Origin of the sequence: Desulfovibrio sp. JC010 (genome assembly GCF_010470675.1) — a bacterium.
Taxonomy (GTDB): Bacteria; Desulfobacterota; Desulfovibrionia; order Desulfovibrionales; family Desulfovibrionaceae; genus Maridesulfovibrio.
Genome location: NZ_VOIQ01000002.1, coordinates 85,748 through 109,402, shown reverse-complemented (window position 1 = coordinate 109,402; position 23,655 = coordinate 85,748). Strand labels below are relative to the sequence as shown.

Below are 23,655 nucleotides of genomic sequence, written 5' to 3'. Positions count from 1 at the left end.
CCGGTTTTTCCAACCAGACTGATGTGATATCTGCCCTCTATTTGCAAAATGATTGCCAGAAATGAAAAGGACGAGGCCTGAAATTCGTTTTCTTAAAGATAATTACCTGAAAGGATTAGATAAAATGTTTGCTCGTGATATTTTGGAACTGGTCGGCGGAACCCCCCTTGTTGAGATGCAGGGGCTTAATCCCAATAAAAATGTCAAGATTCTGGCTAAGCTGGAATCCATGAATCCCGGAGGGTCCATCAAGGACCGCGCAGCCGGGGCCATGATCCGCAGTGCCGAGCGCAGCGGGGAGCTTACCCCGGATAAAGTTATCATCGAAGCTACTTCCGGCAATACCGGGATCGGGCTGGCCATGGCCTGTGCCGTGCGCGGTTACAAGTTGATGCTGATCATGCCCGAGACCGCTTCCGAGGAGCGTAAGATGATCATGCGTGCCTACGGGGCCGAGATAATGCTCACTCCCGGACATCTCGCCACGGACGGGGCAATCGAACAGGCTTACCGTTTTTACCGTGAGGAGCCGGAAAAATACCTGCTCATGGACCAATACAATAATGAAGCCTCCATCGAAGCCCATTACGAAGGCACCGGGCAGGAGATCTGGGACCAGACAGAGGGCAGGGTGACCCATGTTGTGGCCTGTCTCGGAACTTCCGGTACAGTCATGGGCATCACCAAGCGGCTCAAGGAATTGAATAAGGATATTCAGATCATTGCCGTGGAACCTGAACCGGGACATAAAATTCAGGGCCTTAAGAACATGCAGGAGTCCTATCCCCCCGGCATTTACGATAAGCAGAAGCTGGACCGCATCATCCGGGTGCAGGATAATGATGCCTTTGATGCCTGCCGCCGCCTTGCCAGGGAAGAGGGCGTGTTCGTGGGCATGAGTTCCGGCGCGGCCATGGCCGGGGCGGCTGATATTGCATCCGAACTGGAAGACGGCATGGTGGTGACCATTTTTCCCGATGGCGGTGAACGCTATCTTTCCACCCCGTTGTTCCGTCCGCAGGCTTTGAAAGGACCGAAGCTTTTTGATCATAGCAGCGGCGAGGACCGGGTACTTTCCATCTCTGAAGCTGAAACCGGGCTGTTCACCATGGGACCGTCTTTTGACAACCCTTATGATCCGGAAGTGTTCCGGCGTATTGTGCTTCTGGATGTGTTGGCCCGTCATCTTGAGCGTGAAGGAGCCAAGGTTTCCGCGCTGGTGGGGCTGGCTGACCTTGAGGATCAGACCTTGGCTGCCTCCCGTGAACGGGGTGTGGACCGCAATACATTTTCTACTGAGATTGCTACAGCTGTGCGCAAGGCCGCATACCTGCTGGGCGTGCGCAAATCCATGCGTTTTGAGCGCGCTTCCGAGTCCGTAGACCGTACGGTAGAACTTTGCCGCGCCCTGCTGGCCCACGGGCTGGCTTACGAAAAGCTGCGTTCCGTATATTTCGACATCTCCCGCGACAAGGGCTACGGCCAGATGTCCAATATGGATATCGACAAAGTGAGTCTCGGCAAGACTGTGGATATGGATGATTACGTGAAGGAGAATCCGCGCGATTTTACCCTGCTCAAGCGGGCCACCCTGCAGGATCTCAAGCTCGGCGACATTCTTGAGACCGAGTGGGGCAATGTACGCCCCAGCTGGTTTATGCAGCAGGCGGTGACCGCCCTTGAAGGTCTGCCCGGAGTAAGTCTCGTACTGGCCGGGGAAATCCACCGTTTTCCGCATCTGGAAAACCTGCGCGCCATCTGGGCCGGGGCCGGGGTTTCCCCGCAGGCATGGATGGTGGCCCAGCCGGTACTTCCCGGAGGCCCGGTGCTGCCCTGTGTGGATGAACTCCTCGAACAGTCCGGCCAGCCCATCGCCGTGCGCATGTGGATGCTTTCTTCTTCCTACAAAAAACCGCTGGTTTGCAGCGAACAGTCCATTTCCATGTGGGTCAAGAACCAGCAGAAATTGCAGGATCTTGCCGCAGGATTAAGCGTGCATGCCGGGGATTCCGGGCAGGTCTCGGAAGATATTGATCAGGAGGTTTTCACTCTCAAGTCCGGACTTTCGCAGGCCCTGAACGATAATCTCATGCTGCACCGTTTCTGGCCCATCCTGTTCAGCTTCACCAAGTCCATCAATTCCCAGCTGGGCAGCGGCAAGCTTTCTGGCAAGGAAGCCAAATTCTGCCTCGACCAGCTTCTCGAAGTGGACGACATCCTCGGTATCCTCGACCACGAAGCCATGCCCGTACCCTTCGTCTCCCTGCCCGAGGACGCAAAAGATCTACTTGAACAGCGCGAGCTTGCCCGTGCAAACAAAGACTTCGCCACTGCTGACGGTCTGCGTGATAAGCTTTTGGAGCTTGGGTTCAATGTGGAGGACAGCTCGGAGGGGGCGCGGGTTTTTCGGGTGAGGTGATGCCTCCGGCGGCTCTGCCGAGGGCCTTAAATCCTTTTGCAAAAGGGTTTAAGAATCCCAAAACCTTTTAGTTACGCTTCGCGTGGTGATTAAAATTTAACTCCCCCTGTCGTCTGGTGCGGCAGGGGGAGTTTTGTTGTTAGACGTTTAGTCTGTGTGTTGCTGGACTACGCTGTCTGATCATTTTTAGATTATATTTCTTTCTAAATTTTGCTTCTAATAACTGAAGTTTTGTTTTGGTTTTTGGGGTTCCAAATTGTCCAGTGAATGAGACTATGCCTGTTTTTGTTATGTTGTTGTGCTGATGTTTGTAGTGTACGGCAGCGACTTCTATTTGCTTGTATGCTTTAGGTATGTCTGATCCTTTTAGTTCGACATATAAGGCTATGTTTTTTTTGCTTTGTTTTTTGTTAGTGACCAAGACGTAGTCACAGGCTGTGTTTTGTGGCTTTACGCATCCATCAAAATCGATCACATCAAATTTGATTTTTTCCTTATTCTCAACATGAAGTTCTGCCTTTGCTTCTTTGTCGCTTTTGTCTACTAAGGTGATTCTTTTTTGATTGTAAGAAGTGGTGCACTTTTTACTCATCGTGTCCCTCTTCATCAAATTCAATGTCCAGCAATTTATTGAATTCTGCGCCAATTACATCGGAAACATCGTCGATGCTATCCGCTTCAATCAGTCCAGTCTCTTCATCCATGATCGAGCGTACTGCTCCGTCTGCTTCCACCATGTAAGCGGCTACGTCTTCAGAATTCAGCCACTGGTCTTCAGGGATAATTTCTTTGACCTTTGCGGCTTTTGCTTCACTTTGTTTGCCTACAGTTCCTGCGTAGATGAGGGTGTTTACTGCTGTTAGGATGTAGGGGCTGTGGGTGGTTAGGGTTATTTTGGTTTCTGCATGGTTATGTATTTCCGAGATATAGCGTGTTAGCAAATATTGGGCTTCGGGGAATATGTGGGCTTCTGGTTCTTCGATGAAAGCATGAAATATATCTTTGTTTTGTACTCTATTTAAGCCAATTAGAATAGGTGTTGCTGCTTGTTGTCCTGATGATGCATTGGATAGAGCGACAGTTCTTCCATTCTCATTAATAAAGTATTCGTTGTTTGATCTTTCAATATTTCCTTTAATGATACTGCTGAGCTGATAACACTCTATGGGCGCGTCTTCAGTGTCTTTTTTAATTTGACGTGAGTATATCTGGCCAAATTTATTTAGCAAAAAGTCAACATTGTTTTCTGTCATCCAGAATGAATTGTCTGAAATAGTGTTTACTAGAGATCTTGATGCTGGAATGAATATACGTCTAGTGTCTGCTTCGGGTGGAAGTCCGCTGACTATGTAGTTGTATACTTTGCTTAAAAATGCATCCTTATCTATTTCAGAGTTAAATTTTTTGCCCATACTTTTCGCAAAGTCAATGTTGTTCTCAAGAGCGTGCTGGACAACTGTTTTTACAGCAGAAGATATGGATGGATTTTCTTGAGTTTCGCTAAGGGTAATATCTTTTAAATCGTTTGGGTTGAATCCAGTATAAGTGAATTCCCATGTCCGATTTATGTTATTGCTTATAGTTAGTTTAAAGTTGATGTCTAAGGATTTTTTTTCAAAAATTGAATAAAATAACTTTAGCGAATCTTTATTAAACTCTTTTGTCTCTATATCAGGATCAGCTAGTTCATGTGCACTGTAGTGCAAGATCCTATCTTCCATAAAATACAGCACCTTCGCAATCAAACTCTTCCCGGCAGCCTGCGGGCCGATCAGTATGTTGAACTTTTTGAAATCCAGTTCGGCGTGCTTGATATTGTAAAAATTCTCGATCAGTAATTTCATATTTTCCTCGCAAAGTTATACCCGTGAAGTTCTTCATTCTCAGGGATTTGTCAATATCACCTGAGAATTTTTCACTAAACAGGTACGCCGGAGTTCCTACTTCTTAGTCATCCGATAAACCCCGTCCCAGACTTCGCCTTCAGGTACGGGCGGATTAATCTTGTGCTCCTCGGCGCGTTTGATGAACACATCGCAGGGTGTGAATTTTGTGTCGTCGTATCGTTCGTATTTGTTGGCTTCGGTGTATATTTCAATGGCCTTGTCCCAGTTCTGGGCCACGTACTCTTCGCGGGCTTTGTTGAAGAGGTCGAAGAGGATCTCCTCGCTTTCGGTCAGGCCGCCTTTCATGGCTACAAGCTCGTAGATGCGCACGGGTTCGTTTTTACCGACCACCTGAATGTTATCGATAAGCCTTGCTTCCACCAGATCAAGAATCTTGTGGGTTTCTCCGTTTACTTCCACTTCCTGATCAAGGGTGAAATGGGAAACCGCATTGAAGATGCCGAATTGCTTGGCACCCTCTTCCAGGCGGGCGGCGAGGTTAACAGCGTCGCCCATCATGGTGTAGTTCATGCGCATGGATGAGCCCATGTTTCCGACCACGATTTCACCGGAGTTGACTCCGATCCTTGTGCGCATGTTGTGCACTACCTTGGGCCACTTTTCGCCCTTGGCCCATTGCTCTTCGGGGAAGTTCTTGGTGTTGCGGTCCGGTTCGTCCGGGAGCTGTACTTCCTTGGCCCATTTGTCGCGCAGCTCAAGTCCGGCATTCTGCATTTTCACCGCCACCCGGCAGGCGCGCAGGGCGTGGTCCGGCACATCCATGGGGGCGCCGAAAAAGGCGATGATGGCGTCACCTTCGTATTTATCAAGGGTTCCTTTCTCCTCAATGAGAATATCGGTCATTACCGATAAGTATTCGTTAAGCAATTCAACCAGCTGCGGCGCGGTCAGCTTTTCAGAAAAGGTGGAAAAGCTCTGGATGTCGGTGAAGTAGGCGGTGACTTGCCTTGCTTCACCGCCCAGTTCCGGCATTTCACGGTTGGAGAACATCTCGTCGATGAGTTCCGGGGCCAGATAGGAGGAGAATGTGGCCTGCAGGAATTTTTTTTGGCCTTCTTCGCGCCAGAACTTGATCAGGGTCAGCAGGGTGAAGTTCAGGCCCAGTACAATGAGCGCGTACATGGGCGTGAAATAAGCATCGTACTCCCGGAAAATGTAGATGGAACCGTAAACAATGCCCGCACCCATGACTGCGATGGGCATGATCATCCACATGGAACGGGTCCAGGTCAGCAGGATCATGGAGCCTATGCCGGCCGCCAGTACCAGCAGCAGTTCAAGGCCGGGCACCCAGTCCGGTTTGAGGATGAAGTCCTTGGTCAGGATGTTGTCCACGATGGTGGCGTGCACTTCAACACCCGGATAGTCCGATGCAAAGGGGGTAACCCTTAAATCACGCAGTCCGGCGGCAGAGGTGCCCATGAAAATTATTTTGTTTTTGAGTTCCTTTTCCCCGACTTTTCCACTCAGAACATCCTTGGCACTGTAGTAGGGGAATTCTTCCATGCCGCCCCGGTAGCGGACCATCATCTGTCCTTTGGCATCGACAGGGATGGTGGTTTTGCCCAGTCTGATGGATTCAATACCGATGGGGCTGGTTTTAACGAGGATATTCCTGCGGCCTATGGCTTTCATTAGTGTGGCAAGGGCAAGGCTGGGGTATTGCTTGCCGTCCATGGTGATGATCAGCGGTACCCGGCGTACAACACCGTCATAATCGGTGATGGAGTTGTAGAATCCGCACAGGGGGGAGGCCTTGGCCAGCACCGGGAGCGGGCAGATGGCGTCCTGTGCGTTAAGGGTCAGGTCTTTGAGGTCCGGCGCGCCCTTGGCCCTGATCTGGGCGATGGGTACCGGTTTGGCAAAACAGGGCAGTGCCATGACTGACGGGTCCTTTTTGTCTTCCAGAAAATCAAAATAGAAACCGAGCACAAAACGGCCCCGTTCCAGCACATCGGCAAGGACCTTGTCGTTATCCATAAGTCCTTGAGGAAGTCCTTTGAAATCAACGGTTACGCCCAGTTCCTCTCGCAGGCTGTCCCGGATGGTGGACGGAGAGGTGCGGTCCGGTTCACCGATGAGAATATCAAGCCCGGTGGAAAGTGCCCCGGCCTGTTGTAGTTTTGCCAGCAGCAGGGCCATGCGGTAGCGGGGCCATGGCCACTGGCCCAGTTCGGCAAGGCTTTCATCGTCAATATCCACAATTACCGGAATGTTTGTCTTCTTGCCCACCGGGCTGGAGCGCATGTACTGGTCGTAAATTTTGTAATCCACAAATTGAAGGATGGGCGGCTGGAAAATATAGAGGGCTGCCACCAGAATTGAGACCGCCAGTCCGGTGGCGATGAGGAAAAAAGAGTCCGAACCTGTTATTTTTTTTAAGATAGCCAGCATTTTTTTCCCGGAAAGAGTTTAAGTTGTGTTAATAAAAATTACTCTATGTTATTTATATATGTATGAATCATCTGGATTTTTCAATTGAATTTATATATATACTATAGATATAAATGGGTTGAGAAAAGTAGAATATATTGTATCTTTTTAATATAGTTAGTTTTTTCGGGAGGGATCGGTTGTGAGAAAAGTGAGGTCTTTAATTCTCTGTCTGACGGCGTGCCTGTTGTTGGGGAGTTTTGGTGTTGCTTTTGCGCAGCCGGAAATGTCTCCCATGAATCCAGAGCAGGTTGACGGTTCACCCTATCTTAGAAATATTTTGCAGGACCTTCTCTCCACCCATGACCGCATCAAGGCTGCGGAAGCCCGCGTGGAATCCGCAGAACACCTTGTCTCCCAGAGCTGGTCAGGTTGGACCCCTTCAGTTGATGCCTCTATAGAGGGCGGACGTGAGGAGATTGACAAGCCCGGCGGCGGTACCAATAAAGCCCGCAACGAACAGCGTATTGAAGCCACTCAGCTGCTTTACGATTTCGGCGGGGTGAACAGCAATATCGATAGCAGCAAAGCTTTGCTGAATGAATACAAGGCCGTGCTCGAGCAGACCCGTCAGGAACTGCTGATTCAGGGTGTGGAAGCTTACCTCGGCCTTATCCGGGCAAGGGAAACCCTGAAGTACGCTATCCAGTCTGAAGAGAGCATGAAACGTCTTTCCGGCATGGAAGAGACTCTGGTCAAGCGTGGCGCGGGACTCTCATATAAGGAACTCCAGATTAAAGCCCAGCTTGCCGGGGCAACTTCTTACAGGGTTACAGTAGAACGTTCCGTTCAGACCGCACGTAACCGTTTTAAGGCGGTTTTCGGGTTTCCGGTGACCATGGAAGAAATCAACAAGATGGTTCCGGTGGATATGCCTGCCACTTACATGCCTGCATCCCTTGATGATGCCATTACACAGGCTCAGGCCCAGAACCCCATGCTGCTGCAGCTGAAGTTCACCAAGGAAAGACTTTCCCATGATGTAGGTGTTCAGGAAGCTTCCCTCTATCCCCAGTTTGAATTCGTGCTTGAAGGAAAGAGAAGAGAGCAGGATCAGGGAGCATCCGGTGTAAGAATGGAGAACAAGGCTACTTTTCAGGTCAGCTATACCGGGTTCAGCGGTCTTTATGAATACGAAGGTGCTCAGGCCGCAAAAGCGAACCTGCGCGAAATCCGCAAGACCACTCTGGATGTGCGCCGCACAGTTGAAGAAAATGTCCGCAACGCATGGCTGGAACTGATGACTCTGCGCAAGAACGCGGAGTTGTACAGGACTCAGGCCAATATCACTGCGGAGTTTCTTGAGCTGATCAAGAAGAAGAGAGCCACCGGCGAACAGGTTGAACTGCTCGACATCCTTGTTGGTGAACGGGATTACTCAACTGCTACCAGTGCCAGCGTTACCGCCGACATTGATAACATTATTTTCGCTTACAAGCTTTTGTATGAAATGGGCATGATGGGTATTGACGTTTTTAAATAAAGTCAGGACGTCAGTTAGAGATTAATTGAAAATTCCATGTGTGCATGCTCATGGAATTTTCTTTTTCCGGCTATATTTCTACATTCTGAATCTGCACAGGGGACCATCGGTATGAGAGAGTTATTGAGGCGATTGTCGTTACATCCTTTTCTGGCATTTGAAATCTGCCTCGCCTCTTTGTTTATCAATGTCCTGTCCCTTGCTTCTCCTATTTTTGTAATTCAGGTCCTGAACCGTTATGTGGGCTACGGCTTTGACGGCACCCTGATCACCCTGACCGTGGGCATGCTCATCGCCGGGGTTCTCAACCATGCTTTTACGCTGGGCCGGGTGCGGCTTGCTTCCGCCGTTAACGTGGGACCGGATAAGCATCTGGCCGATACCGTGCTGGGCTGTCTGGCCCGGGCCAAGATGTCCACTCTGGGGCGGATTCCCCCGGCCCGGATTCATGAACTTATGGGCGGAATTCAGGTGGTGCAGTCCGGGTATGATGCTTCGGTCATCTGCTCTGTGCTGGATATGCCGTTTTTCATTCTTTTTGTGGGGGCTACTTTTTTCCTCAGTCCGGTACTGGCCCTGATTACCGTACTGGCCATCGGTTGTTCTTTGCTTGCGGGATGGCTGAGCATGCGCCGCGGCAAACGTATGACCGACACCATGCGGAATGAGTCCATTGTTCATCGCGGCAACCTCGCCAATGCCATCAGCGGGGCGGATACGGTAAGGGCTTTCGGCGGACGCGGTTTTCTGACCGGGGTATTTCAGAACCAGATGGGCAAGCTGCAGCAGATCAAACGGGACATGGTGCAGGGCAGCACCCGCGGGCAGGCCGTTTTGCAGAGTATAGCCATGCTCTTGCGGGTCATGGTTTATGCTGTGGGCGCACGTGAAGTTGTGGCCGGGTCCATGAGTACCGGCGGGCTGATCGGTGCTTCCATTCTTTCCGGTAAGGCTCTGGCTGTTTCCGCATCCTTCATGAAATCCCGGACCATGATCTCGCAGGCCGGGCAGATGATGCAGTCCCTGCAGGAGTTTGTCCGCCAACCCCTTGAATCGGAAAGCGGAACCGAGTTGAAAAATTACCGGGGAGCCATTGAAATCAAGGATCTCGGTTTTGCCTACCCCGGTTCCACCGGACCTCTTTTCGAAGGTTTGGATGTGAATATTGAGCCGGGAAATGTTGTTGTTGTCACCGGCCATAACGGGGCCGGGAAAACCTCCCTCGTGCGTTTGCTGCTGGGACTCATTGACCCCGGACGGGGCCAGATTCTGGCCGGAGGGGTGGATGTCCGCCAGCTTTCCGCTCCATGGTGGCGCAGGCAGGTTATGTATCTCCCGCAGGAGCCCACTTTTCTCAATGCCACCATCAGGGAAAATATCTGCCTGAATAACCCGGATATGGACGAGGAACGTTTGAAGCGGGTGGTGGAGATTGCCGGGCTTAAAAAATATCTCGATACCAGCGTAAACGGGCTGGAGGCTCAGGTGGTTAACGGCGGCGCGGAGCTTGCCGTGGGCATCCGGCGCAGGCTGGCCCTGGCCCGTGCCCTTTCCGTACAGGGTGCTGTGGCCGTGCTGGATGAGCCTGCCGAAGGGTTTGATATTGAAGGGTTGCGGGCCATGGATATGATTATCCAGAGCATGGTCAAGGCCCAAAAGACCATGGTCATAGTTTCGCAGGATATGCGGCTGATGCAGCGTGCAGATATTATTATTGATCTGGGCAGCAAGCCCAAGCCGCAGGTGCTTTTTCCCAAGCAGGACGTGTCGGACTCCAATGCTGACCCTTCTGACAAAGCGTCTGTTAAACCCTCCGGGGATGGAGGTGTGCAGTGAGTCCTGAATATTCCGGAGATGTAAAGGCGACCAGTCACTTTTTTCTTTTTCTGTGCATCGCCATGTGTCTGGGCTTTTTCGGCTGGGCCTGTTTTTTTCAATTGGATATCGTCAGTCAGGCCGAGGGCGAGGTTATACCCAGCTCAAGGGTCAAACCGGTGCAGCACCTTGAGGGCGGCATCATCAGGCAGATCAATGTGCGTGAAGGCGAGAATGTCCGTAAAGGGCAGGAGCTTATTGTCCTTGAAGCCACGGCCAGTGATTCCACTGTGGAAGAACTTGAGGTCCGGGTAACTTCCCTGCGGGTAAACATTGCCCGGCTGGAAGCGGAGGACAAGGGACTTGCCGCGCCGGATTATCCCAAAGATATTTATGAGAAATTTCCGTCCCTGATTGAGCGGTCCCTGAAACTTTTCGAGACCCGCAAGGCCCGTCTTGAGAGTGACCTGCTTTCCGAGCAGGAAAAAATCAAGCAGCGTGAGCAGGATATCAAACAGATCACATCCCGGCAGCGTAACTCAAGGAACAGCCTGAAGCTGCTGCGGGAGCAGATCGGGATCAGTGCCGGACTGCTGGAAGACGGTCTGACTTCCCGTTACAAGCACCTCGGTTTTCTTAAGGAGGAGTCCAAGCTCAAGAGCGGCATTGAAGAGGATTCAGCCAAGCTGGGCAAAGCCCGTTCCGCACTGGCGCAGGCCAAGGCCGATATCGGCGAGATCAGGAATTCATATTTGGCTTCAGTGCGTGAGGAACTACAGGAAGACCGCAGGGAATTTGATGAATTGTCCCAGCGTCAGCGTAAATTTGCGGATAATCTGAACCGGACAGTTATCCGTTCCCCGGTGGACGGCGTTATCAAGACCCTTTTCGTATACAGTACCGGAGAAGTTGTGAAACCCGGGATGACCATCATGGATATTGTTCCGGCAGGCGACAAGCTGGTTATCGAGGCCCGGCTGCCCATAAGCGATATCGGCTACGTTAAGGACGGCCAGAAAGCGGTGGTCAAGCTGGCTTCCGGCGATGCCTCACGTTTCGGCAACATCGACGGCAAAGTCATTAATATCAGCCCGGATGCCGATTCCACCGACCGGGGCGTGACCTATTACCGGGTGCGCATTGTGACCGATAAGGATTACTTCGAGCACGACGGCAACTACTACAAGCTTTTTCCCGGCATTCGCGTGATTGCCGGTATCCATATCGGTACCCGTTCGGTTATGGAATATATCCTTGAGCCGTTCATGGGCTCCATGAGCTATGCCATGAGGGAACGATGAGCACTGAAGCAGCTCCCGGAAAGCCGGAGAAAAAACAGCCCGACTGGATTGATACTGTCCCGCCGAGGGTAAAGGAAAGTTTTCTTGCTGCGGTGAAAGCCCATTCTGCGGGCAAGTATGGTGAGGCTGTTACCCATTATGCCATGGCCCTGAGTATATTGCCGGATGACCCGGTGCTTTTGACCAATCTAGGTGTGGCCCTGCGCGAAGAAGGTAAATTCAAGGCTGCTGAGACCTGTTACCGCAGGGCTGTGGCTGTGCGCCCGGACAGTCCCGGAGCGTTCAGCAATCTCGGTAATGTTCTGCGCAGGCAGGGCCGGCTGAAAGAATCAGTGAACTGCCATCGCAGGGCCATAGAATTGGACCGCAAATTTATCGATGCCTATTACAATCTGGGGCTGGTTCTTCAGGATCTGGGCAAGCTGGATGAGTCCATTCGTCTTTTCAACTATTGCCTGAAATACAGGCCCGGTGACCACCGCATCAATTGGGATAAATCGCTGGCTCTGCTGTCCAAGGGTGATTTTATAAACGGCTTTGAACTTTATGAATACCGCTGGAAGCGTGAGGAACTGACCCTGCGTCATTTCCGTCAGCCTGTCTGGGACGGCTCTCCCTTGAATGGAAAAACCATCTTTATCTACGGTGAGCAGGGCTTCGGGGATACCCTGAATTTCTGCCGCTACCTGCCTCTTGTGGCTGAAGCCGGAGGTAAGGTCATTTTTGAATGCCAGCCGGAACTGGTCAGTCTGCTGGAAGGAATGGACGGTATTGATGCCATTATACGCAACGGGGAAAGGCTGCCGGATTTTGATGTGCAGAGTCCGTTGCTCAGTCTGCCGCGTATAATGAAGCATGATTTGAAATCAATTCCCCGTAAGTGTCCCTACATTATCCCTCCGGCGCAGGCCGGATTCCCGGTCCATGTTCCGCAGGGGACAAAATTCAAGATAGGCATTGTCTGGGCCGGAAAACCTACTCATAAAAATGACCATAACCGCTCAGTAAGTATTGAAAATTTTCTGCCCTTTGCCGGAATTCCCGGAGTGACTCTTTATTCTCTGCAGAAAGGTCCGGAAACAGCGCAGCGGGAAAAATACGGCTGCGGTCTGCTGGTCCGCGATCTCGGCAGCGGGTGTGAGGATTTTGCCGATACCGCCAAGATTATGGGGCAGCTTGACCTTATCATCACAGTGGATACTTCGGTGGCTCATCTGGCCGGAGCCTTGAATGTCCCTGTCTGGGTCGCCATACCCTATAATCCGGACTGGCGCTGGATGCGTAAACGCAAGGATTCCCCGTGGTATCCGTCCATGACTCTTTTCCGCCAGAAAAAAGCCGGGGATTGGGATCTTGTCTTCAGCAGCATGCTGGGTGCTCTCAAAAAGAAAATTTTCGGTTAACTATGTGGCAAGCCGGTGCTTTTTTATGAAGAATACTGGACTGAAATCCACAGGTGGGGTAACTGGTTAATCGTACTTAAAAAATTCGATTAAGATTTTAAATTGATTTGAGGGGACAGCCAGTAATGACGGGTAGTAAAATTCTGCTTGAGTCCGGTACCAACGAGGTGGAACTTCTGGAACTCTATCTTGATGAAGGCAGCGGCGATACATACAAACGCTGGTCTTTCGGTCTGAACGTTGCGAAAGTCAAAAAGATTGTCCGTGAGGCCGACCTGAAGAATTTTTCCGGGCGCAAGAATAACGGTTCCACCCCGCAGGGCGCGCCGGATATTGACCCGCAGAGCCCTCTGGTACTGGGTATGTTCGAATTTATGGGCACGGTCATTCCGCTTATCGACCTCAGCGGCTGGCTGCGCATGGAGCCTGTTTCCAAGGACCGGCGCATGGTGCTGGTTACCGAGTTCAATGAGATTGTCAGTGCATTCCTTGTTTCGGGAGTCAACCGCATTCACCGGGTCAGCTGGCAGGAGCTCGAATCCCTGCAGGGCGATATGGCTAAATATGCCGAAGGGACCATCATCGGTACGGTAAAGCTTACCGATCCTGACCGCATCCTGCAGGTGCTTGACCTTGAACAGGCCATGGAAGACCTTAATCCGGCGCGGGACAAGGCTGCCCTTGAAGAGGTGGAAGAATCCATTGACTGCGTTTATCAGGCTCTGTGCGCCGATGATTCGCGGTCCATGCGTAATCTGGTCCAAAAATCACTTCAACGGGGTGGGTTTGAGGTTGAAGCCTATCCCAACGGCCTTGAAATCTGGAAGGCCCTTGAAGAAATTTCTGAAAAAGTAACCAAGACCGGACTGCATGTTTCCGAATTCATCCAGCTGGTTGTCTCGGATATTGAAATGCCGGGAATGGACGGCCACGCCCTGACCAAGCGCATCAAGGAAGACCCCAATCTGCGTGACCTGACCGTGTATCTTTTTTCATCCCTGATCACAGAAGAACTGCTGCATAAAGGGGACGCCGTAGGTGCAAACCGTCAGTACTCCAAGCCCCAGATCGCCACGCTGGTCAAGCAGGCCAGAGAGGATTTGAACGGGCTTTACAAGCGTGACGGTTAAAGCTGTTCTTCACCGCTGGCAATGAGTTCCAGCGCGGCTTCATCAATAATCTCAACTGTTTTACGTTCCACTTTAATCAACCCCTGTTCGCTCATTTTTTTGAAAACGCGGGAGAGGGTTTCCTGAATTGTTCCCAGATACGAAGCGATCAATCCTTTGGGCAGGTCCAGTTCCAGCACATTGGAATTCTGGGTGGACTTGAGCAGCAGCAGGTAGCTTGCCAGCCGGGCCGGAACTTCACTCAGGCTGAGCGCGGCCACCTGATTTACCAGCTGGCGGAGCCTGCCGGAAAGCAGGGCCAGCATGGACATTGCCAGATCCGGGTCTTCACGGATGACCTTTTCAAAACGGTCGCGCGGGAAATAGAGCAGGGTGGATTTAGCCAGAGTTACCGCGCTTGCCGGATAGCAGGCTCCCTGAAAAACGGGCACTTCCCCGAAGATTTCCCCGGCCCCGAAAATATGGATGATCTGTTCTTTTCCGGCCAATGATTCCCGGTAGATTTTGACTTTACCGGATTCAATAGAATAAAATCCCGTGGCATCGCTTCCGGCGGTGAAAATCTGTTCCCCTTTTTTCAGCTCACGGGATACAATGATTTGTCCGATTTTCTCCAGCTGCTCCGCACTCAGTCCTGCAAAAAGGCTTATTTTGTCCAGATTATGTGTCTTTTTCATTACATTTTTCTTTTATAATTAATGGTGTCCGGTAAATGACTTAAGTCAGGGTTTGTGCCAAGTAACAGTACTATAGTCAACTAACCGATAATATGAAGAAAGGAAACATCATGAATAAAACAGCCGTAATAAATATCTGCCGCGGGTCTGGCGAGGGCGGTTGCCGTTTTGCTCTGTTTGTGGATGAGGGCTTTGCCGGGCGCATTGAGAAAGTAATCAACAACAGCGGCTGGCCTGAATTCCTGCAGCAAAGATTCGGGGATAAGATAAGCAGGCATAAGATGGTTTCGGTGAGCGGAGCATCCTGTCCTAACGGTTGTTCTCGGCCGCATATCGCTGATATCGGATTGATCCGGGCTTGTGTGCCGGTAATTGACCATGACGGCTGTATCGGCTGTGAAGAATGTGTGCGGGCCTGCCCTGACGAGGCTATGGAACTTGTTGACGGTAAAGTGGTAATCACCCGTGAGAAGTGTCTTGTGTGCGGCTATTGTACCAATGTCTGTCCCACCGAAGTTATTTCCTGCTCCCGTAGCGGCTGGCGTTTTCTTATCGGCGGCAGGCTGGGGCGGCACCCCCGGCTGGCGACGGAACTGCCCGGTGTATACACCAGCGAAGAAGCATTGGACCTTGTTGCCAGATGTATGAAAATCTGGATGGATAATTATGTGGACGGTAAACGTTTCGGCTGGGTCATGGAACGGGTCGGCCATGATAAACTTCTGCTGGATTAAAATTTATTCTTAACTCAGGACGGTAACGTGGCCGGACTTTTTTTTATATCCTTTTCATATCTCCTGCTTGCAGCACATGCGTTGCGCGGCGGCGATAACGGTCTGGTCTTTTTTATGGTCGGTGCTGCCGGGTTGGTTTTCAGCCGTGAACGCTGGGCCGGAAATGTGAGCGGGATATTGCTCGGGTGTGCTTCTCTGCTCTGGCTTGATAAAGGGACAGCACTTATTAACCTGCGCATTTTTACCGGAGGGGATTGGACTCGGCTGGCTTTGATTATGGGTGCCCTATTTGCGTTGACCCTGTTTTCCGCCGCCTACTGTTTCTCCTCTGCCGGGAGGGAACGTTTCAGCCGCAACGCAGAACAGGGGTGGTTCCGGGCTTCAATATTTCTGCTTACTGCACTCCTGCTTGAGATTACCCGCAGCAAGGTTTCTTTTCCCATACTTCTGGTTGACCGCTTTTTTCCGGGTTGGGGCAGGGCGGAGATATTTCTGCTGGCCTTTTACGCATCATGGCTGGGCGGAAAGATGTTCAGCCCGGAAGGGGCAAGGTATATGCGTCCGCGCATCTGGGCTTTGTTCTCCTTGGTGTTTTTCGGGCAGCTGGCCCTCGGTCTTAGCGGACTGGAACAATTCCTGATGACCGGGAAACTGCATCTGCCAATCCCCGCACTTATTGCCGCCGGTCCGGTTTACCGCGGTTCCGGTTTTTTTATGCCCATACTTTTTACGGTCTCGGTTCTGCTGGTGGGCTCGGCATGGTGCAGCCATCTCTGCTATATCGGGGCATGGGATGACCTGTGCAGCCGTAAAGAAGGAAAACCGCCGACAAAGGATTTCAACCCTCGGTTGATATGGGTGCGGCTTGTTTTGCTGATATTGATTGTCGGCGTTGCATGGGAGATGCGCAGGGCGGGAATCTCGTCGGTGGTGGCGGTCTGGGCAGCATCGCAGTTCGGGCTGCTCAGTGTTGTGGTTATGCTCGTTTTTTCCCGCGATATGGGCATGATGGTCCATTGCACGGCATTTTGTCCTATGGGCATTGTTTCCAACCTGCTGGGACGTATTTCTCCATGGCGGATGAAAATCTCTTCAGACTGCTGCAAATGCATGAAGTGCAGCAGGGTTTGCCGCTACAACGCCCTTAAGCCGGAAGACATTGAAGCCGGGCGGCCCGGCATATCCTGCACTCTTTGCGGGGATTGTGTTTCCAGTTGTTCTACCGGAAGCCTCAGGTTCAAATTCCCATTTCTCAGTTACAGTAATTCCAGAATGTTTTTTCTGGTCATGATAGTTTCGCTGCATGCTCTTTTTCTTGGGGTGGCAAGAATTTAATGTTTTGCATGAAACTCATGGAAACAGCTTTACTTATTTAATAGTAATGATTATTTTTACCTGAAATGGATAAAAATAAAAAATCTTTTTGGGAAGATATTTGTACTGTGTTATTCTTAATAGGTTCAGGTTCGGGCCTGATGATGAAAAGGAGAACGCCATGACTCGTACCGTAGTTGTTGATGTTGATGAATGTGTCGGCTGTGAGGCTTGCGTTGAAGTCTGTCCCGGTGTTTTTACCATGGGTGCCTGCGATCTGGCTCAGGTTCAGAATCCCGAAGGGGCTGATGAGTCTGAGGTTGAATCGGCTATGGAGCTTTGTCCGACTAATTGTATCTATTGGGAGGAATAAAAAATTATAAAATTATGTCTCCTTTGACCTGAATCAAATACTTTTGAACGTTGTTTTCCTATTTTGGACTCAACGAATGAGAGATGAAACCTGCCGATGGGGCTGATATGAATGCATAGCCAGCGGCAGGTTAATTTAAATAACAGTATTTAGCAGGAAGGGAGAAAATTTTATGGCTTTTGATCTGAATCAAATACTTAAAAAGGTTGTTTCTGTATTCGGTAGTGAAGAAGTAGAAAACCAATTACCTGAAAAGGAGTTTAAAATGTTTTGCAACCAGTGTGAACAGACAGCAAAAGGACAGGGCTGCACAGTTAAAGGTGTTTGCGGCAAGAACGAACAGGTTTCCGCCATTCAGGATCTTCTGGTTCAGGTTTGCGTTGAGCTTGGAACAGTAGCCACCGCTGCCCGCAAGGAAGGCATTGCAGTATCCAACGACGTTAACCGCCTCACCGCTGAAGCAGTTTTCTCCACCCTGACTAACGTCAACTTTGACGACGAAAGATTTGTTCCGGTCATTAAGAACGTTGCTGCCGCACGTGATGAGCTGGCCGCCAAGATTAAAGCTGACTGTGGTCCGGTAACCAAGGTTGCTGCCACCGCTGCTGAACTGAGCAAGCAGGGCGAAGCATTCCCCGTAACCTCCTTTGATGAAAATGAAGATCTGCGCTCCCTGAAGCAGATTCTTGTATACGGCCTCAAGGGTGTTGCAGCATACGTTGATCATGCCGCCATTCTAGGTCAGGAAGACGATGAACTTTACGCTCAGATTCACGAAGCACTTTCCGCAGTCCCGCAGCAGCTGGGCATGGAAGATCTGGTCGGCTGGGCCATGAAGTGCGGTGAAATGAACCTCAAGGCCATGGAACTTCTCGATGCGGGTAACACTGGAGCCTACGGACATCCCGTACCTACCGAAGTTCCCCTCGGTGCCAAAGCCGGTAAGGCCATCCTCGTTTCCGGTCACGATCTCAAGGATCTGCGTCAGCTTCTCGAGCAGACCGAAGGAACCGGAATCAATATTTACACCCACGGTGAAATGCTGCCCTGTCATGGCTATCCCGAGCTGAAGAAGTTTGACCACTTCTACGGCCATTATGGAACCGCATGGCAGAATCAGGCCAAGGAATTCGCAGCATTCCCCGGTGCCATCCTGATGACCACCAACTGCATCCAGAAGCCTGTTGAAAGCTACAAGGGCAACATCTACACCACCGGTCTTGTCGGCTGGCCCGGAGTTACCCACGTAACCAACGGTGATTTTGCTGAAGTGATCGCAAAGGCCAAGGAACTGCCCGGTTTCGCAGCTGATACCGATAACGGCGCAGTACTCTGCGGTTTCGCCCGCAATTCCGTCCTCGGCGTGGCTGACAAGGTAATCGAAGGCGTGAAGGCCGGTGCTATCAAGCATTTCTTTCTCGTGGGCGGTTGTGACGGTGCCAAGCCCGGACGTAACTACTACTCCGATTTCGTAGAGCAGGCTCCCAAGGATACCGTAATCCTCACACTCGCCTGCGGTAAGTTCCGTTTCTTTGACAAGCAGCTCGGCGACATCGGCGGCATCCCCCGTCTGCTGGATATCGGACAGTGCAACGATGCCTACTCCGCAATCCAGATTGCAGTAGCACTTGCCGACGCATTCGAATGCGGCGTTAACGACCTGCCCCTGTCCATGGTCCTGTCATGGTACGAGCAGAAGGCAGTATCCATCCTGCTGACCCTGCTGCACCTCGGCATCAAGGATATCCGCCTCGGGCCCAGTCTGCCTGCATTCGTAACACCTAACGTGCTGAACTTCCTCGTTGAAAACTTCAACATCATGCCCATCAGCACTCCTGAAGAAGATTTGAAAGCTATTTTAGGATAGTTTGCCTCCGGCGGCTGGGGAAGGGGAACTTTTGGGAAAAGTTCCCCTTCCCCAGACCCCATCCCCTCAAAACTTTTTAATAAGCTGTCGCTCTTTTAATCAGAAGATTTTACTTAACCTCATAAATTTATTTTTACCTGTTAGAGCGTCGTTTAAGGTTTAATACAAATTTCCGTCTTGGGCTTAATCTCCTGAGGCACAATCAAAGAAGTTCATAACTGGCTAAAAACTATTAAAAGTTTTTGAAGAGTCCAGAGAAACTTTTTTCAAAAAGTTTCTTTGGCCCTCGGAGAGCCGCCGGAGGCAAAATGCTTCCATCAAAAGCGCGATAGCGCATCAAATCCTAAGCCCCGCAGGGCCGCCGGAGCCCTACAAGGCACGGCAAGGAGGATAATAAAATGAAAGTATTACGTAAGATGATTTCTATAGACGAGGAACTTTGCGACGGTTGCGGGCAGTGTGTACCGGGTTGTGAAGAAGGCGCACTGCAGATAATTGACGGCAAGGCCAGGCTTGTTGCTGAGAAATACTGTGACGGCCTTGGCGCGTGTCTGGGCGAATGTCCTACAGGCGCACTGAAGGTGATTGAGGTGGAAGCTGATGACTTTGACCCTGAAGCGGTCAAGGAATTGCTGACCGAGCAGGGGCGCGACATTCCCAATCATATGCCTGATCCCAAGAGTCTGCATCTGGATAATGCAGGTGCCAAACCTGTTTCCGGCGGTTGCGGCTGTTCCGGTTCGAAGATTGAAGCTTTTGCTCCGGCTGCTTCGCCCTGTCAGCAGGCCAATGTGCCTACTGATGCTGAAGCCGGACCCTCGCAGCTGACCCACTGGCCGATCCAGATCCGTCTGGTGCCTGCGGACGCTCCTTTCCTGAAAGGTGCGGACCTCTTGCTGACAGCAGACTGTGTGGCGGTTTCCGTTCCCGGTTATCATGAGCGTTACCTGCCGGGTAAGAAGGTGCTTATGGGTTGTCCCAAGTTTGATGATGTGCAGATGTACGTGCAGCGACTGACTGAAATTTTCGCTACCAGCGGGGTTAGGTCTGTTACTGTGCTGGAAATGGAAGTTCCCTGCTGTTCCAATTTCAGCAGAATTGTTGCTACTGCACTGAAGCAGGCCGGATCGGACATCCCTGCTGAAAAGATTATCTTCACCAGAACCGGACAGCTCAAGGCCAAGACTACACTTGACCAGCCTGTGCCGCTCTAGGATTTACATAAAGAAGGGTTCATCTACCTCCTTTGACTATATAAGCTGAAACGGGGCATTTCCGAATTGATCGGAAATGCCCCGTTTCTATTTTTAAGACTATTTAGATTTTTCGTAGCGAAGCTTACTAAAAGTTTTAGGAGAGTCCAGAGAACCCTTTTTCAAAAGGGTTCTTTGGCCCCCGGAGGGTCGCCGAAGGCATTCTTAATTCATAATATCCTGCTCAAATCCGGGCTGGTTGTGGAGTTGGTCCGGCACGTAGTGCGGTTGCGCTGCGGAATCAGATTTTTCCAGCGGCCCGGAGGTGTTGACCATGGGACTGATGTTCGGGTCTTCCTTGATGGGCAGCAGGGTGCGCGTTCTGGAATTAAGCGGCACGTTCCAGTCCCATGACCCGAGGATTTCGCCATCGGCTACGGTGGATACTGCGGCGGTGATGAAGATGCGTTCGGTGCCCACGGAATATGCACCGGCTAGCACGCATTTTTCCGGCGGCGCAAGGTCTTCATCAAGGGCGGTGGTGGGGAAGCGGGAACTGTCAGCAACAATGGCGAACCCTTTCTGGGCAATGCGTGAGGCAACCTGCTCGGTGAGTACCTTGGCGAAGTCGGTCTGCAGGTTGCTGCCGCGCAGCCGGAACATGGTCACGGTAATGGGTGATCCCGGAGGCAGCCGTTCTTCAAGCTGGTTGGAAATCTGGTCCCCGGCCTTGTAGTTCAACTCCACCATGGGAGTGTTGTCTTCTTTGAAAAAAGGTCCGGTTGTGGGGCGTTTGCCGAGATAATCCAAGGTCCGTTCCTTGTATCCGGAACATGCGCCAAGGGCCATAAGCGCGGCCAGTGCCATTATCAAGCTGATTGTTTTGCCTTTCATGAAAGTTCCCTGTTTTTAAAATATGAGCAAGGGCAATAGTTTACTGACGCTAAATCGGATGCAATGAAAATGCCACGGGATAAAAGAGCCGCTTATACAGCCTCTTGACCCCGTGGCTATTTTAATTGTTTCGGCAAAACCGGGCAGATAAAGCCGGAAAATTGGCACTTTTCCCGGCAGGGGTTAATCCAGCCGGGAAATAATTTCTCTGATCAGCGCGGACATGGCGGCTGATGATTTTGCGGCCTGTGCGATTACCGCTTCATGGGTTGTCTCGGCCATGCAGTCCGGCAGGTTTTTGTTGGTCAGGCAGGCGACGCCCATGACTTTAATGCCCATGTGCACGGCGGCAATGGCTTCAATGGCGGTGGACATGCCTACCGCGTCTGCGCCGAGACGCTTGAACATGCGGGTTTCCGCCGGGGTTTCAAGGTTGGGACCTGTTACCTGCACGTAGACGCCGCGTTCAAGGCGGATGCCCTTGTCTTTGGCGGCCTGAGTGGCGGTTGCGCGCAGCTTTTCGCAGTACACTTTGCTCATATCCGGGAAGCGGACTCCCCATTGGTCGTTGTTGGGTCCGCTGAGCGGGGAGTGCCCGGTGAAGTTGATCTGGTCGGTGATCAGCATCAGGTCTCCGGCATCGAATTGCGGATTGAGCGCGCCTGCGGCATTGGTGATGAAAATTTTTTTGATACCCAGTTCACCCATTACCCGTACCGGGGTGCAGGCTTCGGCGGCAGTGTACCCTTCGTAGATGTGAAAGCGTCCGCTGAATACAAGTACTGGTTTTCCTTTTATAAATCCGTAGATGAGACTGCCGGAATGACCTTTGACAGTGGATTGCGGGAAGCCGGGAATTTCGGAGTAGGGTATTTCAATGGGAGAGTCCAGTCTGGTAATGGCTTCTCCAAGACCGGAGCCGAGAATTATTCCTGTTGCAGAGGCTTGAAAATTATCTATCTTTTCTAGTATATGCCTGCTAATAGTATGTATAGATTCCGGGGAGGTCATAGGTAGTTTTACTCGTATTTTCGGGTTTAATTTGATGGATGCGGCTGTAAACAGCACTGCAGTAAGTCTGTCGTCCGTTTTAACTAGTAACTCAAAAGAGAACGGGATTCTATGGATTTTTCCACCTTAATCGGGATGCTGGTCGGTCTTTCCCTTGTTGTGGGAGCGATTTTTATCGGCGGGGCGGTTGATGTCTTTGTCAACGTTCCCGGCATGATGATTGTTATCGGCGGGACTTTGGCATCCATATGCGTTGCTTTTCCTTTTGAGGAAGTTCTGCAGGCCATGCTGGCCGGATTCAAGGCTTTTTCTTCCAGAAAGGTCAAAGTAAACGAAGTCGTAAACATCATGGTCAAGGTTGCTGAAATCAGCCGCCGTGAAGGTTTGATCGCCCTTGAAAACGTACAGACCGAAAACGTTGTCCTGCGTAAATCCTGCCAGCTGATCGCGGACAACGCCGATCCTGAACTCATCCGCGCCACTTTGCAGATTGAAATTTCGGCCATGAAAAGACGCCACAAGATTGCACAGGACGTATACAAACGTCTTGCCGGGCTGGCTCCCGCTTTCGGGATGCTCGGTACCCTGATCGGTCTGGTCCAGATGCTTTCAAACCTGCAGGACCCTGCGTCCATCGGTCCGGCCATGGCTGTTGCCATCCTGACCACTTTTTACGGTTCCCTGCTGGCGACCCTGCTTTTTATTCCCATCGGTGCCAAGCTCAAAGCCAGAACCCTGCAGGAACAGCTGCACCTTGAAATCATTTTCGAGGGCGCCAAGTCTATCCTTGAGAACAACAACCCCCGTCTGGTTTATGAGAAGCTTTCTTCATTCCAGGCGCCCAAGGACAGAAGTGGAGATTAAGCCATGGATGATGAACTCCTGAAAGGCTCGTTGATCGGCGGCGAAGAAGCGGACGAGGATGAACCTAATGAGTGGATAACCACTTTTGCGGATTTATCCATGCTGCTGCTGGTTTTCTTTATCCTGCTTTATTCCATGTCCGAGATTGATGCGAAAAAATTTGATATGACTTTCCAGTCGGTCAGTAAATCCATCAGCGGAAAATTGCAGAAGATAGCCACCAGCAAGGTTTCGCGTGAGGAGGCCGGGGCCATCCTCAATCAGGTTGTGACCCGCAGGCAGATCATCAAGGCCCAGCGCAAGGTCTTTGAAGATGTTAAATACCTGCAGACCACCAAAGGGGTGGAAGGGATCATGAGCGCAAAATTCGAGGACGGCAAGATCACTATCAAGCTGCCCTCGGATGTGCTTTTCAGTTCCGGACAGGTGAAGCTCAGTAAAAAAGGGCGGGCAGCAATAAAAGCCCTGAAGAATTTTTTCATCAGCCATCCGGACCAGTATATCAATATTAAAGGATATACGGATGATACCCAGCCCAGCAGCAAAAGCAGGCTGAAGGACAACTGGGAAATTTCATCTTTGCGTGCGGTAAATGTCCTGCGCTACCTTATGAAGCTGGGAATTAAGCCGAACAGACTTACGGCAACAGGACTTGGGGAGATGGACCCTCTTGTGCCTAACAATTCTCCCCGCAACCGTCAGCGCAACCGGCGGGTTGAATTTGTTCTGGATAAGATAATGACCGGTCCTTAAGGGCAGGGTTATAAAAAAAATGAAAATTAAAATTTAACTTCCGCCATAAACATGGTTTTATTGCAGGAAGGAGATGTTAAGGTC

19 protein-coding genes are annotated in these 23,655 nt (G+C 51.0%); 13 read left to right on the top strand and 6 right to left on the bottom strand.

Annotation, left to right across the window (positions count from 1 at the left end):
• Nucleotides 1–124: 124 nt before the first annotated feature.
• Nucleotides 125–2,419: a cysteine synthase gene (locus FMR86_RS02740; RefSeq protein WP_163349549.1), complete on the top strand. Its 2,295-nt coding sequence runs from the start codon at nt 125–127 to the stop codon at nt 2,417–2,419.
• Nucleotides 2,420–2,558: 139 nt separating this feature from the next.
• Here FMR86_RS02740 and FMR86_RS02735 read toward each other — a convergent pair whose 3' ends face one another.
• The 3 genes from FMR86_RS02735 to FMR86_RS02725 form a co-directional block, all read right to left on the bottom strand.
• Nucleotides 2,559–3,011 carry a hypothetical protein gene (locus FMR86_RS02735; protein ID WP_163349548.1) on the bottom strand — a complete coding sequence of 151 codons (453 nt, stop codon included), beginning with the start codon at nt 3,009–3,011 and terminating at the stop codon, nt 2,559–2,561.
• Nucleotides 3,004–4,263, bottom strand: a complete 1,260-nt coding sequence (locus FMR86_RS02730) for an AAA family ATPase (RefSeq protein WP_163349547.1) — start codon at nt 4,261–4,263, stop codon at nt 3,004–3,006. The genes FMR86_RS02735 and FMR86_RS02730 overlap by 8 nt, the downstream gene beginning before the upstream one ends.
• Before the next feature lie 96 nt (nt 4,264–4,359).
• On the bottom strand, nt 4,360–6,720 hold the full coding sequence (locus FMR86_RS02725) for a CHASE2 domain-containing protein (protein ID WP_163349546.1): 2,361 nt from the start codon (nt 6,718–6,720) through the stop codon (nt 4,360–4,362).
• 265 nt (nt 6,721–6,985) lie between these two features.
• Here FMR86_RS02725 and FMR86_RS02720 point away from each other — a divergent pair, with 265 nt between their 5' ends.
• The 5 genes from FMR86_RS02720 to FMR86_RS02700 all read left to right on the top strand — a co-directional run bounded on the left by FMR86_RS02720 (nt 6,986) and on the right by FMR86_RS02700 (nt 13,891).
• Nucleotides 6,986–8,242: a TolC family protein gene (locus tag FMR86_RS02720; protein WP_239057122.1), complete on the top strand. Its 1,257-nt coding sequence runs from the start codon at nt 6,986–6,988 to the stop codon at nt 8,240–8,242.
• Between the two features lie 111 nt (nt 8,243–8,353).
• On the top strand, nt 8,354–10,078 hold the full coding sequence (locus FMR86_RS02715) for an ATP-binding cassette domain-containing protein (RefSeq protein ID WP_239057121.1): 1,725 nt from the start codon (nt 8,354–8,356) through the stop codon (nt 10,076–10,078).
• Nucleotides 10,075–11,358: an HlyD family type I secretion periplasmic adaptor subunit gene (locus tag FMR86_RS02710; RefSeq protein ID WP_163349544.1), complete on the top strand. Its 1,284-nt coding sequence runs from the start codon at nt 10,075–10,077 to the stop codon at nt 11,356–11,358. Before FMR86_RS02715 ends, FMR86_RS02710 begins: the two co-directional genes overlap by 4 nt.
• Entirely contained in the window at nt 11,355–12,761 is a 1,407-nt protein-coding gene (locus FMR86_RS02705) for a tetratricopeptide repeat protein (protein ID WP_163349543.1), read from the top strand. The genes FMR86_RS02710 and FMR86_RS02705 overlap by 4 nt, the downstream gene beginning before the upstream one ends.
• Before the next feature lie 125 nt (nt 12,762–12,886).
• Nucleotides 12,887–13,891 carry a chemotaxis protein gene (locus FMR86_RS02700; RefSeq protein WP_163349542.1) on the top strand — a complete coding sequence of 335 codons (1,005 nt, stop codon included), beginning with the start codon at nt 12,887–12,889 and terminating at the stop codon, nt 13,889–13,891.
• Here FMR86_RS02700 and FMR86_RS02695 read toward each other — a convergent pair.
• Nucleotides 13,888–14,568: a Crp/Fnr family transcriptional regulator gene (locus tag FMR86_RS02695; RefSeq protein ID WP_163349541.1), complete on the bottom strand. Its 681-nt coding sequence runs from the start codon at nt 14,566–14,568 to the stop codon at nt 13,888–13,890. The two genes, FMR86_RS02700 and FMR86_RS02695, sit on opposite strands and share 4 nt — an antisense overlap.
• Nucleotides 14,569–14,678: 110 nt before the next feature.
• Here FMR86_RS02695 and FMR86_RS02690 point away from each other — a divergent pair, with 110 nt between their 5' ends.
• The 5 genes from FMR86_RS02690 (at nt 14,679) to FMR86_RS02670 (ending at nt 20,070) form a co-directional block, all read left to right on the top strand.
• A complete protein-coding gene (locus tag FMR86_RS02690) occupies nt 14,679–15,302 on the top strand; it encodes a 4Fe-4S binding protein (RefSeq protein WP_163349540.1) in 624 nt (207 codons plus the stop codon).
• Between the two features lie 27 nt (nt 15,303–15,329).
• Complete coding sequence (locus tag FMR86_RS02685; RefSeq protein WP_163349539.1) at nt 15,330–16,637, top strand: 4Fe-4S binding protein; 1,308 nt, start codon at nt 15,330–15,332, stop codon at nt 16,635–16,637.
• Between the two features lie 88 nt (nt 16,638–16,725).
• Entirely contained in the window at nt 16,726–16,989 is a 264-nt protein-coding gene (locus FMR86_RS02680; protein ID WP_306770943.1) for a ferredoxin, read from the top strand.
• Between the two features lie 265 nt (nt 16,990–17,254).
• Nucleotides 17,255–18,856: a hydroxylamine reductase gene (gene hcp / locus FMR86_RS02675; protein ID WP_163349771.1), complete on the top strand. Its 1,602-nt coding sequence runs from the start codon at nt 17,255–17,257 to the stop codon at nt 18,854–18,856.
• A gap of 398 nt (nt 18,857–19,254) precedes the next feature.
• A complete protein-coding gene (locus tag FMR86_RS02670) occupies nt 19,255–20,070 on the top strand; it encodes an ATP-binding protein (protein ID WP_163349537.1) in 816 nt (271 codons plus the stop codon).
• Between the two features lie 204 nt (nt 20,071–20,274).
• Here FMR86_RS02670 and FMR86_RS02665 read toward each other — a convergent pair whose 3' ends face one another.
• Nucleotides 20,275–20,943, bottom strand: a complete 669-nt coding sequence (locus FMR86_RS02665) for a hypothetical protein (protein ID WP_163349536.1) — start codon at nt 20,941–20,943, stop codon at nt 20,275–20,277.
• 183 nt (nt 20,944–21,126) lie between these two features.
• The gene (locus tag FMR86_RS02660) at nt 21,127–21,954 is read right to left on the bottom strand and encodes a purine-nucleoside phosphorylase (RefSeq protein WP_163349535.1); all 828 of its coding nucleotides are present in this window, start codon (nt 21,952–21,954) and stop codon (nt 21,127–21,129) included.
• A 111-nt stretch (nt 21,955–22,065) separates the two neighbouring features.
• Here FMR86_RS02660 and FMR86_RS02655 point away from each other — a divergent pair, with 111 nt between their 5' ends.
• Nucleotides 22,066–22,818, top strand: a complete 753-nt coding sequence (locus FMR86_RS02655) for a motility protein A (protein WP_163349534.1) — start codon at nt 22,066–22,068, stop codon at nt 22,816–22,818.
• 3 nt (nt 22,819–22,821) lie between these two features.
• Entirely contained in the window at nt 22,822–23,571 is a 750-nt protein-coding gene (locus tag FMR86_RS02650; RefSeq protein WP_163349533.1) for a flagellar motor protein MotB, read from the top strand.
• The last annotated feature ends 84 nt before the right edge of the window (nt 23,572–23,655 follow it).

Coding starts and splice junctions, on each gene's coding strand:
- FMR86_RS02740 (WP_163349549.1), top strand. CDS start 125: ATGTTTGCTCGTGATATTTTGGAACTGGTCGGCGGAACCCCCCTTGTT.
- FMR86_RS02735 (WP_163349548.1), bottom strand. CDS start 3,011: ATGAGTAAAAAGTGCACCACTTCTTACAATCAAAAAAGAATCACCTTA.
- FMR86_RS02730 (WP_163349547.1), bottom strand. CDS start 4,263: ATGAAATTACTGATCGAGAATTTTTACAATATCAAGCACGCCGAACTG.
- FMR86_RS02725 (WP_163349546.1), bottom strand. CDS start 6,720: ATGCTGGCTATCTTAAAAAAAATAACAGGTTCGGACTCTTTTTTCCTC.
- FMR86_RS02720 (WP_239057122.1), top strand. CDS start 6,986: ATGTCTCCCATGAATCCAGAGCAGGTTGACGGTTCACCCTATCTTAGA.
- FMR86_RS02715 (WP_239057121.1), top strand. CDS start 8,354: ATGAGAGAGTTATTGAGGCGATTGTCGTTACATCCTTTTCTGGCATTT.
- FMR86_RS02705 (WP_163349543.1), top strand. CDS start 11,355: ATGAGCACTGAAGCAGCTCCCGGAAAGCCGGAGAAAAAACAGCCCGAC.
- FMR86_RS02700 (WP_163349542.1), top strand. CDS start 12,887: ATGACGGGTAGTAAAATTCTGCTTGAGTCCGGTACCAACGAGGTGGAA.
- FMR86_RS02695 (WP_163349541.1), bottom strand. CDS start 14,568: ATGAAAAAGACACATAATCTGGACAAAATAAGCCTTTTTGCAGGACTG.
- FMR86_RS02690 (WP_163349540.1), top strand. CDS start 14,679: ATGAATAAAACAGCCGTAATAAATATCTGCCGCGGGTCTGGCGAGGGC.
- hcp (WP_163349771.1), top strand. CDS start 17,255: ATGTTTTGCAACCAGTGTGAACAGACAGCAAAAGGACAGGGCTGCACA.
- FMR86_RS02670 (WP_163349537.1), top strand. CDS start 19,255: ATGAAAGTATTACGTAAGATGATTTCTATAGACGAGGAACTTTGCGAC.
- FMR86_RS02665 (WP_163349536.1), bottom strand. CDS start 20,943: ATGAAAGGCAAAACAATCAGCTTGATAATGGCACTGGCCGCGCTTATG.
- FMR86_RS02660 (WP_163349535.1), bottom strand. CDS start 21,954: ATGACCTCCCCGGAATCTATACATACTATTAGCAGGCATATACTAGAA.
- FMR86_RS02655 (WP_163349534.1), top strand. CDS start 22,066: ATGGATTTTTCCACCTTAATCGGGATGCTGGTCGGTCTTTCCCTTGTT.
- FMR86_RS02650 (WP_163349533.1), top strand. CDS start 22,822: ATGGATGATGAACTCCTGAAAGGCTCGTTGATCGGCGGCGAAGAAGCG.